Here is an 11870-nt window from a genome sequence, read left to right as displayed (position 1 = left end):
CCCCCTATACGTTTGGAATTACCCATTCATTGATTATGGTGCGGTTTTGAATGTGGTAAAAAACGATGCCCCTTGCCATTTCCGGTGTTACATGGTGATAAGTTACATTCGGAAGTCCTTCCACATGAACATCCACCAGGGGTTCCATAGAACAGAGGCCTATACAACCGGTGGTTTTTATCCTGACATTGTTCAAATTTTTATCCTCTATCTCCTTTTGAAAGGCCGTAAGTACATCTTTCGCTCCCACCGCAATGCTGCATATGCCGTATCGAAGCACTACCTGTGCCTTTGGAGATTCTCTTGGACCTTCCATAATGATCCTCCCTTCACGTATTAATTAAAGCGTTCTTTCTATCAAACCCATGATAAAATTCAATTTGAGAGCTGTCCCTATTTTTCTAAATCGGTGCAAGTCTCCTGCTGGGTTCGACTGCAAATTTTTCTTTTGTTCTGGCCTCTTCCCGCTGCTGCCTCATCACCTCGCTGTAATCCCTGAACGGCGGTTCATAGCGGGAAATTATTCCTGTTATATCTTCGGGTTTGAGCCTGGCGTAAACGTCATCATTTATAATCATGACAGGACCCAAACCGCAGGCTCCCAGGCATCTAATCACATCCAGGGAAAACAGGCCGTCATCGGTGGTATCGCCAGGTTGTATTTTGAGATACTGGGAAAGTTTTTCGATGATTTTTTCCGCTCCCCTGACATAGCAGGCGGTACCCTTGCAGCAGCTTATCTGGTACTTCCCCTTGGGTTTTAAAGAGAAAAAGGCATAAAAGGTAACAATACTGTAAATCTCGCTCAGGGTCACGTCCAGAAGTTCTGACAACCGGACCTGGACCTTTCTTGGTATGAATCCAAAATGTTCCTGGACATCCCTCAGAATCTGAATAAGCTCACCCTTCTTTTTACCGTGTTTTTCTACCTGTTGTTCCACCCAAATGAGATCTTCGTCACTGACATCAAAGATATTTTTATCCGGCATTTTACTCCCTCCTGTTATAGGTTTCGATGAACACACCCAACAAACTTTAGTGAGTATAGCGTTTTTTTTGTTCAATCAGGACGGTCCATCGTTCCTTAAGTTATTGCAAACCTCATGCCACAAGATAATCCGGCAAAAATAAAGAGCATTGAGAAATCATCAAAATTTCTCAATGCTCCTGTGCATTAAGCAAATTTACTTTCACTATTAACTCATTTTCTCAGACCTTTAATTAGCAGCTAGAAGTCTTAAACCTTTCCTTAATGCTCTCCTGCATTAAAATGCGGAAAAACATTAAATTTGCTTATCTTTGAATCGCTGGAGCTTCCTCACAATGGTGGACTGGTTTACCCCTAGAAGTTCCGCCATTTCATAGGTGGTTTTGCACTGTTTTACCGCCAGTTCCAGCAATTGATGTTCCACCAGTTCCTGAGCTTTCTTTAGAGGCATAATTCCCTCCACCATTATTTTTTGTAATGGTGGCTTTTTACCCCTGATAAATTCAGGAAGTTCCTGAATGGTTATACAATTTCTTTCAGAGGTTACCACAAGCCTTTCTATAAGGTTTTCCAGTTCCCTGACATTGCCCGGCCAGGAATAGTCAACGAGGGCTTTTATGGCATCATCAGTTATAGATTTTGTCATTCCGTAATTTTTATTAAAATAGGCCATAAAATAATCTATCAATGGTTCTATATCTTCTTTCCTGTCCCTCAATGGCGGCACCACCAGAGGTACCACATTTAAGCGGTAATATAAATCTTCTCTAAAAGTGCCCTCTTCCACCATTTTTCTCAGGTCTTTATTGGTGACTGCAATGACCCTTATATCCACTTCAATGGGTTTTGTGCCGCCAATGCGGGTAAGTTCCCTTTCCTGCAGCACCTGCAGGAGTTTAACCTGCAGGTTAAGGGGAAGATCGCCTATTTCATCCAGAAGAAGGGTCCCTTTGTGGGCTATTTCTATCAGGCCGGGTTTACCTTCCCGTCGGGCTCCGGTGAAAGCACCGGTCTCATAACCGAAGAGTTCGGACTCCAGCAAACTTTCGGGTATGGAGCCGCAGTTGACCTTTATGAAGGGACCTTTTTTCCTGGGACTGTTTTCATGGATAAACCGTGCAATAAGACCTTTGCCTACACCGGATTCGCCCAATATTAAAACCGTAGAGTTAACCGCGGCAACCCGCAAAGCAATTCGCAGCAGTTCCTCTATCACGGGGCTGATAGATACTATTCTTGGTAATGGTCCTTGATCTCGTTCTAAATAACTTTGTTCCATATATGTTTTTAATTTCTCAAAATCCAACGCCTCTCTGCTTAAATGGTTCAGTTCCGCCATATCCCGGGCGTTTATGACCACCCGGACTACCCTGCCTTCCTCATCAAAAATGGGATTGCCTGTAGCCAGCACCTTTTTGCCGGTTCCGGTTTCCTGTATAAGTGTCAGTCTGCGTTTTTCTTTTAGCACCAATTTTGTCAAAGATGGATATATGATGCGGCTTTTTTCAAGGTCATCGGCTTTTAATCCGATAACACTCTCCGGCGATTTCCCTAGAAAACGGGCAAATGCCCTATTTAAACGTAAAGTTTTTCCCTCTCCGTCAGATACGAATATTCCATCATAAGACGAATCTATAATGGCATTCATTTCACGGTTAAATTCTTCAGTGCGTTTTTTTTCTTTTATCTCCTTTGTCAGCAAAAACGGAAGGCACATGTCAATTTCGGCAATACCGTTATATACCGCCACAGCCTTTTCCCGACAGGAACTGTAACCACATGCCCCGCAATTTAATTCATCCTGTAGTGAATACTTGTTTGTATAATTCAAGATTTTTCTGATATCTTCTTCCGATGGAGATTTCAAAAAAACAGCCTTATTTGAATAACGCCGTGTGAGATCCAATTCCTGTGCATTTTTCATATGCATCAGATATTCAGAAACCGTATCCCGGTCTTTATCATTTTTATCCCCTTGCAGTAAAAATTCCTCAACCTTCTCCCTGTTGGCAAAGTAATTGGTATCCTTGAAATACGGACCTTCCACACACCCGCCGCACATGAGAATATCCACAAAATATGGGTTATATTCTCCACTATCTATACTTTCAAGACACGGCAATACATCTTCTTTCTTGTCCACAATCACAGTCTTGCGGGAAAAATTGAAGGGGTCTTTTAAAGAAAGAAATAACCCGCCACTTACCGGAAAACCACGGAAGGCTTTCTGCGGCAATGGACCGTCAAAGCATGAAGGCTCCAAACGGGTTATGTCTATATTTTTTGTAAAAATCATATCTTCCAGTTCTTTAAAAGTGAGTACCGCATCCACTCCTTTCACCTGTTTCATCTCATCTTTTTTTGCAACACATGGACCAATGAATACTACCAATGCTTCTGGATATTCCAGCTTTATCAAACGGCCCGTGGCTATCATGGGAGAGACTACGGGTGAAAGGTGGGGGATAAGGCCGGGAAAATGTTTTTCAACGATATTGACTACCGCGGGACAGGCGCTGGAAATTAGCGGAGGCTTGAAGCTGCCGTTCAATAGTTCCTCATATTTTTTTCCGATTAATTCGGCCCCTACCGCCACTTCCCATACTTCATCAAATCCCAAGGTTTTTAAAGCGGCAATGATTTTGCCTGCCATGCCTTCTGTGAAAGCCGCAGGAAAGCTGGGAGCAAGAATCGCTATTTTATATTCTTTTTGATGTAAAATATCCAGTGTTTTTTCTATGCCGTTTTCTATAGTCTTTGCGTTTTGGGAGCAGACTTTTACACAATTGCCGCAGGCTATGCATCTTTCGCTTAAAACCTCGGCCTGGCCGTCTTTCACTCTTACCGCTTTGACCGGACAATGTCGAACACAGGAATAACACTGCTTGCATTTGTTTTTTTCCGTCCATACGATACCCGGCAAGGTCTTTACCCCCTTTATATTCAGGGTCATTCTCGTAAAAAATTAATAAATGAACTTTTATCCAACAGCCACGATAGCTAATGAGCAATTAAAGCTATTGTCATGCTAGTATTAATTGCTGACAATTTTATATTTAATTATTATTATAACAGCTATTTATAAAAAATTATAGCTACTATATGAATTTAATGACCAAATAAATCAACAAGAAAATAATCATTGCTGATATAGGAATGTTGAGATATAATTATTTTTGATGGTAAAGCACGGTAAAGGGAGGTCTATTATGACTTACGAAGATAAGATTTTAACGGTTCTCGAACGCATCCAAGAAGACATGAAAGATCTGAAAGAAACCCAATCTTCCATGCAGGCAGATATCCAGAGCCTTAGAGAAACTCAGTCTTCCATGCAAGCCGATATCCGGAACTTCAAAGAAACTCAGTCTTCCATGCAAGCCGATATCCGGAACCTCAAAGAAACTCAGTCTTCCATGCAGGACGATATCCGGAACCTCAAAGAAACTCAATCTTCTATGCAGGACGATATCCGGAACCTCAAAGAAACTCAGTCTTCTATGCAGGACGATATACATAACATTCAAACAGATATCAGAAATTTGAAAGAGACCCAGGATAAAATAGATAGTCGACTGACCAGACTGGAGGTATATCAGGAGCAAATCACAAAGAAAATAGAAACTCTTGTGGAGGTCCAGCAGACTTATCAGGAAACCAATGAACGTCAGCACCAGGATATTCTCTCAGCCGTAAACAAGAGGGCTGAAATCATCGAAATGGCAGTTAAAAACAACTCCAAAAAACTGAGCAAAATTTCGGTAGATGTGGATTTTTTGAGATATAAGATGTTTGAAAATGAACGGGACATATATGTTATAAAGAAAAACATAAAATCGGTCTAAACTTATAAATTTAAATGTATATGGGCTCCTTGCGGAGCCCTTATACATTTGGTGTGCCCGGCATGGGTAATAGCTCGGCAGTGAAAGTCTGCTATGGGGCTGGCAGCGGCGACCATTAGCCAAACAGCAAGGGTGTCTATCGTGAGATAGAATCTGAAGGAAGCTGTAAGCAAAGCCACGGCCTGAGGAACACGAACCGCATATAAGGCTATACAGTTCGGATGAGTTTGCCAAACAAAACGAAATCCAACACTGCCAAGGGGCTGTGTAGTAAATGCGGCAGGTATACGGGGCGAAGGCTATTGCTCTTACCCGGGGAGGTCTGGCGGAAACGTTAGGGAAACTAACAACCCGGGCCGAGAGACCCGGCTGAACCGTCAGAAGTCAGCAGAGGCCATAATAGTCGGCATAGACGTCATGCCGACGAAGGGCCGAACACGAAGCGAGGGATAAAACTTGGCAAGTTCGAGAAACATACAACGACAGCAGAAAACCCCGCAAGGGGCCTACCCTGGGAAAGAAGCGGTGAAGCCGCAAGGGTCCCAGGGAGGGCCGAGTATGTATCCGGCACAACCCGAGAAGATATCCCCGAAGGACCATGATATCCACCTGATGGAGAAGGTAGTATCAAGAGAGAATATGACAAAAGCACTGCGACGGGTAGAAGAAAACAAAGGAGCGCCAGGCGTAGACAGTATGCCGGTAGAATCCCTCCGGACATACCTACGAGAAAACTGGCCTCACATAAAAGAACAACTTCTTACGGGGACCTACAAGCCTCAACCAGTGCGCAGGGTCGAAATCCCGAAACCCAGTGGAGGAGTGAGACTGTTAGGAATCCCCACCGTCACAGACCGCCTAATCCAGCAGGCTCTGTTGCAAGTACTAACACCCATCTTTGACCCGGAATTCTCAGAATCAAGCTACGGATTCAGGCCCAACCGAAGAGCCCACGACGCAGTAAGGAAAGCACGCCAATACGTAAACCAAGGATATAACTGGGTAGTGGACATGGACCTTGAGAAATTCTTCGACAGAGTAAACCATGACATACTCATGGCCAGAGTAGCTCGCAAGATAAAAGACAAACGCATATTAAAGCTCATACGCAGCTATCTTGCGGCAGGAGTAATGATAAACGGAGTAATCATGATTACCGATGAAGGAACACCTCAAGGCGGGCCCCTAAGTCCACTTCTTGCAAACATAATCCTTGACGACCTAGACAAAGAACTAGAGAAAAGAGGACACAAATTCGTAAGATACGCAGACGATTGCAACATCTACGTCAAAAGCAAAAGAGCCGGGCAACGGGTAATGGAAAGCATAACAGCTTTCCTGAAGAATAAACTAAAACTCAGAGTAAACGAACAAAAGAGCGCAGTGGACAGACCATGGAAGAGGAAATTCCTTGGCTTCAGCATGTATATCGCCAAAGATGGAACAACCAAAATAAGAATCGCACCACAGAGCATAGACAAAGTCAAGAATAAAATCCGAGAAATAACCTCAAGAAGCAACGGACACGGAATAACACAGAGAATAGAAAGACTAAACACATACCTTGGCGGATGGCTGGGATACTTCGCGCTATCAGAAACACCCAGCAAACTTGAAGAACTCGACGGATGGATAAGAAGAAGACTACGCATGTGCCTGTGGAAACAATGGAAGAAGGTTAAGACAAGATACCGGGAACTGAGGAATCTGAAACTTCCGGAATGGGCGGTCCATAAACTTGCCAACGCCCGAAAGGGATACTGGCGTATGTCGGGGGTATTAAACACAGCCCTCAACAACGCCTATTGGCAGGGTCAAGGACTCATGAGCTTAGCAAAGAGATATCATGAAATTCGCAAAGCTTGGTGAACCGCCGTATACTGAACGGTACGTACGGTGGTGTGAGAGGTCGGGGGCTAATCGCCCCCTCCTACTCGATTACCAAAAGTTCATTATTTTATTCAGTCTGAATAATCTTTCCTTTATTCCCGTGTTCCTTAAACCTCAGGGTACAGCGGCCGTTTTGTGTAATGAGTGTGAAGCAGGTGATGAGATTTTTCGCTCAGGGGTTTGCCTAGAAATTCCTTGTAAAGGGTCTGTACAGCCGGGTTTTCATGGGATTTTCTGAGCTTCATGCTGCGGTCCACTTCATATATGGCATTTCCTCTTACCTCACGGTAATCCGTATCCCAACGCTCTTCGGAGCTCAGGATTGGCTGGCCGCCACCACCCACGCATCCGCCGGGGCAGCACATGATTTCTATGAAGTGGTAGTTGGCTTCACCGTTCTTAACGCGATCCAGCACCTTGCGTGCATTGGATAGGCCGTGGGCTACCGCCACATTGACCTTAGTACCATCCACATCTATGGTGGCTTCCTTGATCCCTTCCACGCCGCGGACACTCGTAAATTCTATATTCTGGAGTTCTTTGCCGGTTACTACTTCATATACGGTCCTCAAAGCAGCTTCCATGACACCGCCGGTAGCTCCGAATATGGCACCGGCGCCGGTGGATATACCCAGCGGATCGTCGAACTCCTCGTCGGGCAGCTTGCTGACATCTATCCCGGCCTCTTTCAGCATCCTGGAAAGCTCTCTCGTAGTCAATGCCACGTCCACATCCTGATAACCGCTGGAGTTCATTTCCGGTCTCTGGGCTTCAAACTTCTTTGCAGTGCAGGGCATTATGGAAACCACAAATATCTTTGATGGATCTATACCCATTTTCTCAGCATAATAGGTCTTGGCTATCGCACCGAACATCTGCTGCGGGGATTTGCATGTGGAAAGGTTATCCAGAAGTTCGGGATAATAGTGCTCACAGAATTTAATCCAGCCCGGGCTGCAGGATGTTATGAGCGGAAGTTTGCCGCCATGCTGCAGTCTCTCAAGGAATTCATTTCCTTCTTCCATTATAGTCAAATCGGCAGCAAAATTTGTGTCAAACACCTTGTCAAACCCCAGCCTTCTCAGAGCGGCAGGTAATTTCTTGGTTACTATGGCTCCCCTACTTTCACCGAACTCCTCGCCCAGAGAAACCCTGATGGCAGGAGCAGTCTGGACTATCACATGTTTGTCGGGGTCGGCCAGGGCCTGCCACACTCTGTCGGTATCGTCCTTTTCTTTTAGAGCTCCCACCGGACATGCCATTATACACTGGCCGCAATTGACGCAGGCCACTTCCGCAAGGCTCAAGTCAAACACCGGTGCAATTACGGTATTAAAGCCACGGTGGTTCGGTGAAATGACTCCAACGCCCTGCACTTTGTGGCACACACTCACGCACCTGCGGCAAAGGATACATTTGGATGCATCCCTGACGATAGATGGAGAAAAATCATCATAGCGGGGCGCATGTTTTTCTCCCGGGTACCTGATAGATTTTATTCCTAGTTCTTCGGAAAGCTTCTGGAGCTCACAGTTCAGGTTCCTGACGCATGTGGGGCATTCCAGATTATGATCCGAGAGCAACAGTTCAAGGGTGACCTTTCTGGATTCCCTTACCGCCGGTGAATTTGTTATTACTTCCATACCCTCGGAGACCGGCAGGACGCAGGAAGCCTGAAGGGCTCTGGCTCCTTTTACTTCCACAACGCACATGCGGCAGGCTCCGATTTCATTTATTCCTTTTAAAAAGCACAGGGTCGGTATTTTAATATTGGCTTTGTGAGCTGCTTCCAATACTGTAGACCCTTTTGGGACCTCTACCTTTTGACCGTCTATGGTTAATGTAACCATTTCCATGATTTCACCTCTCCCTTCCATCAAATTAAGCCTTTTTTATAGCACCAAACGGACATCTATCAAAGCAGCTGTTGCATTTAATACATTTTTCCTGATCTATGACATGGGGTTGTTTTCTTTCACCGCTTATTGCTCCTGTGGGACATACTTTGACACAGAGACCGCAACCCCGGCACTTGTCGGCTACAACCTCATAATGTATAAGAGCTTTGCATGCTCCGGCGGGGCACCTTTTTTCCTTTATATGAGCCTCATATTCGTCCCTGAAATAGCGAATGGTAGAAAGCACGGGATTCGGAGCGGTCTGCCCCAATCCGCACAAAGCTGAAGCCTTTATGCTTTTTGCCAGATTTTCCAGAAGCTCTATATCTCCTTCCTTGCCTTCCCCATTTGTTATGCGTTCAAGAATCTCCAGCATCCTCTTGGTGCCGATGCGGCAGGGTGGACATTTGCCGCAGGATTCGTCTTGGGTGAATGTCAGGAAGAACTTTGCTATATCCACCATGCAGTTGTCTTCATCCATGACTATCATTCCGCCGGATCCCATCATCGAGCCTGCCTGTATAAGCGTATCATATTCAATGGGCATATCCAGAAGCGACGCCGGAATGCATCCGCCCGAAGGGCCTCCGGTCTGAACCGCCTTGAATTTCTTTCCATTGGGGATACCACCGCCAATTTCATAAATAACTTCTCTTAAAGTTGTCCCCATAGGGATTTCCACGAGGCCTGTATTATTAATCTTGCCGCCTACAGCAAAGACTTTCGTGCCCTTGCTCTTTTCTGTGCCGATGCTCGCAAACCAATCGGCTCCCTTTAAAATTATCTCGGGGATGTTTGCATAAGTCTCCACATTGTTTATGATGGTTGGTTTGCCCCACAATCCCTCATTGGCCGGAAATGGCGGTCTGGGCCTTGGTTCGCCGCGTCTGCCTTCGATCGAAGCCAAAAGCGCAGTTTCCTCTCCGCACACAAATGCTCCGGAACCTAACCTTAAAAATATATCAAAACTAAAGCCTGTGCCCAGAATATTCTTCCCAAGAAGTCCGCGTTCTCTTGCCTGGTTGATAGCTATTTCCAGCCTCTTTACAGCGATGGGATATTCAGCCCTTACATAGATATATCCTTCCTGGGCTCCTATAGCGTAGCCTGCGATTTCCATCGCTTCCAGCACCGAATGGGGGTCGCCTTCCAGAACGCTCCTGTCCATGAAAGCGCCAGGGTCACCTTCATCTGCATTGCAAACCACATATTTTATATCGCCTTTGGCATTGGCCGCAAACTGCCACTTGTTGCCTGTTGGAAATCCTCCGCCTCCGCGGCCCCTGAGTCCTGATTTTTTGACCTCGTCTATAACCTCCTGTGGCGTCATCTGAGTCAGAGCCTTAGCCAGCGCTTTATATCCATCATTGGCAATATATTCTTCAATAACTTCGGGATTTATCAGACCGCAGTTTCTGAGGGCTATACGCTTTTGTTTTTTATAAAAATCAATATCCGTGAGCGACCTCAAACGTTCTTCTGTAAGGTGTTCTTTGTATAAAAGCCTTTCCACAATGCGCCCTTTAACAAGGTGCTCTTCCACTATCTCGGGTATATCTTCAGCTTTTACCCTGCAATAATAACTTCCTTCAGGATAAATCAATACATTGGGCCCAAGTTCGCACAGCCCCAGACAGCCGGTCTGTACAACCCTGACTTCCTTTGAAAGACCTCGCCTATCTATTTCCTTTTGAAAAGCATCCATTACATTCTCGCTGCCGGAAGCCGTACAACCGGTCCCTTTGCAAACGAGCACATGGGCTCTGTAAATTTCCATATTAATCCCTCCTAAGCTCTTCCTGTTATTGTTAAATGTTGGGGATTACCCAATCATCTATTATTTGGTTGTTGATAATGTGCTTTACTACAATCTGGCGGGCCTTCTCTTCATTGACATTCACATAAGTCACTTTCGGCTGGTTTGGCTTGATTACGTCCACCAGTGGCTCATATTTACAAAGGCCAATGCATCCGGTTTCCGTAACTATGACATTATCCACATTTCTTTTTTTCAGCTCATCTAGAATAGCCAGCATTGTCTGCCTGGCTCCGGCGGCTATGCCGCATGTTGCCATTCCTACAACCACTCGAGTTTTTGTCTCATTGTCTTTTCTTAAGTTAATCAAATCCTTTGCCTGTTCTCTAATCTTCTCCAGTTCCTCTATGGATTTTATCACGGCCATTTTTATACACCTCCGCTGATTTGCTTTAAATTTTCCTCCACAAAGGTCTTTATCCAGTCAAGCACCATGGGATTGGATATGGGCACATCCTGCAGGGTTTTTTTTATTTCCCTGGTATCCAGCGCAAATTCATTGTTGTCAACCCGGTGTCGGTAAATAAAATCCATTCCGGGATTCGTCGCCACCAGCAAGACCATGGTATCTGCCATGCTGCCCAGCGGCGGCCTATCTATATGGCTTCTGATAAAACTTGCCCGGATACTTGTTCCCTCTCCTACCCTGGAAAATATATCAAGCTCGCCCCCACAGCTTTTTGCGGCCTGCTCAAACAGAGGTACCCCCAGGCCCACTTTTCTGGTGGTCCTTGTAGTGAAAAAGGGGTCTTTCACTTTTTTTAAGGTGCTTTCATCCATTCCTCTGCCGTTGTCCTTTATTTCTATGGTCATGAGGTCATTTTTTGTATCCTCGGCAACAATTATTTCTACAAGCGTAGCTCCTGCGTTTATAGAGTTTTCGACAATATCCAGAACATGTAAAGAAAGTTCTTTCATCATGGTCATTCGTATTTTTTTAGGATTTCAGGTACTTTATCGGGCGTCAGTCTTCCGTATACTTCGTCATTGATTATTATGGTCGGCGCAAGGCCGCAGGCTCCCACACAACGGCAGGCATCCAGGGAGAATTTGGTGTCGTCGGTGGTATCTCCGACTTTTACACCCAGTTCTTTTTCAAGCCTGTCAAGAACTTTGTTGGCGCCTTTGACATAACAGGCTGTGCCGAGACAGACTCTTATCTGATATTTGCCTCTGGGTTTCAAATTGAAGAAAGAATAAAAGGTAATGGTGCTGTAGACTTCACTCAGGGTTATATTCAGGGCTTCGGCAACCTTTTTTTGCACCTCAAGAGGCAGATATCCAACTATGCCCTGAGCTTCCTGCAGCGCCTGAAGCAGCGCTCCTTTCTGCCCTTTATACTTTTCCAGCATTTCGTCGACTTTTTTTAACTTTTCCTCCAAATCAAGGTCCTTTTTAACAGCAACTTCCATTTTCATCCTCTCCTCCTAAAG

Annotated in this window: 10 protein-coding genes; 2 read left to right on the top strand and 8 right to left on the bottom strand. The window is 45.2% G+C overall.

The annotated features are described in order from the left end of the window. Positions 1-4: 4 nt before the first annotated feature. The 3 genes from AC6I1H_RS16455 to AC6I1H_RS16445 all read right to left on the bottom strand — a co-directional run bounded on the left by AC6I1H_RS16455 (position 5) and on the right by AC6I1H_RS16445 (position 3911). Positions 5-316: a (2Fe-2S) ferredoxin domain-containing protein gene (locus AC6I1H_RS16455; protein WP_497738599.1), complete on the bottom strand. Its 312-nt coding sequence runs from the start codon at positions 314-316 to the stop codon at positions 5-7. An 85-nt stretch (positions 317-401) separates the two neighbouring features. Beyond that, entirely contained in the window at positions 402-989 is a 588-nt protein-coding gene (gene nuoE, locus AC6I1H_RS16450; RefSeq protein ID WP_497738598.1) for an NADH-quinone oxidoreductase subunit NuoE, read from the bottom strand. A gap of 294 nt (positions 990-1283) precedes the next feature. Then, the gene (locus AC6I1H_RS16445; RefSeq protein ID WP_497738597.1) at positions 1284-3911 is read right to left on the bottom strand and encodes a sigma 54-interacting transcriptional regulator; all 2628 of its coding nucleotides are present in this window, start codon (positions 3909-3911) and stop codon (positions 1284-1286) included. Between the two features lie 286 nt (positions 3912-4197). On the opposite strand from AC6I1H_RS16445, the gene AC6I1H_RS16440 reads away from it, so the two are divergent. After that, positions 4198-4833 carry a hypothetical protein gene (locus AC6I1H_RS16440; RefSeq protein ID WP_497738596.1) on the top strand — a complete coding sequence of 212 codons (636 nt, stop codon included), beginning with the start codon at positions 4198-4200 and terminating at the stop codon, positions 4831-4833. 612 nt (positions 4834-5445) lie between these two features. Further along, positions 5446-6702: a group II intron reverse transcriptase/maturase gene (ltrA, locus tag AC6I1H_RS16435; RefSeq protein WP_497740708.1), complete on the top strand. Its 1257-nt coding sequence runs from the start codon at positions 5446-5448 to the stop codon at positions 6700-6702. 128 nt (positions 6703-6830) lie between these two features. Here the strand turns inward: ltrA and AC6I1H_RS16430 are convergent, their stop codons facing one another. From AC6I1H_RS16430 to nuoE (AC6I1H_RS16410), 5 genes are read right to left on the bottom strand one after another with little or no spacing between them, the layout of a single operon-like run. Continuing rightward, the gene (locus AC6I1H_RS16430) at positions 6831-8579 is read right to left on the bottom strand and encodes an NADH-dependent [FeFe] hydrogenase, group A6 (protein ID WP_497738595.1); all 1749 of its coding nucleotides are present in this window, start codon (positions 8577-8579) and stop codon (positions 6831-6833) included. A gap of 25 nt (positions 8580-8604) precedes the next feature. Continuing rightward, positions 8605-10398, bottom strand: coding sequence for an NADH-quinone oxidoreductase subunit NuoF (gene nuoF, locus AC6I1H_RS16425; protein WP_497738594.1), 1794 nt, complete (start codon positions 10396-10398; stop codon positions 8605-8607). Positions 10399-10429: 31 nt separating this feature from the next. Beyond that, positions 10430-10795, bottom strand: a complete 366-nt coding sequence (locus AC6I1H_RS16420; RefSeq protein ID WP_497740837.1) for a (2Fe-2S) ferredoxin domain-containing protein — start codon at positions 10793-10795, stop codon at positions 10430-10432. Between the two features lie 11 nt (positions 10796-10806). Next, positions 10807-11355 (bottom strand): ATP-binding protein, encoded by a 549-nt coding sequence (locus tag AC6I1H_RS16415; protein WP_497738593.1) that lies wholly within the window; start codon positions 11353-11355, stop codon positions 10807-10809. A gap of 5 nt (positions 11356-11360) precedes the next feature. After that, entirely contained in the window at positions 11361-11849 is a 489-nt protein-coding gene (nuoE, locus tag AC6I1H_RS16410; protein WP_497740836.1) for an NADH-quinone oxidoreductase subunit NuoE, read from the bottom strand. Positions 11850-11870: the final 21 nt, after the last annotated feature.

This window comes from Biomaibacter sp. TOL (assembly GCF_059717795.1).
The sequence above is the reverse complement of the archived record's forward strand: the minus strand, read 5'-3'. Positions and strand labels throughout refer to the sequence as shown.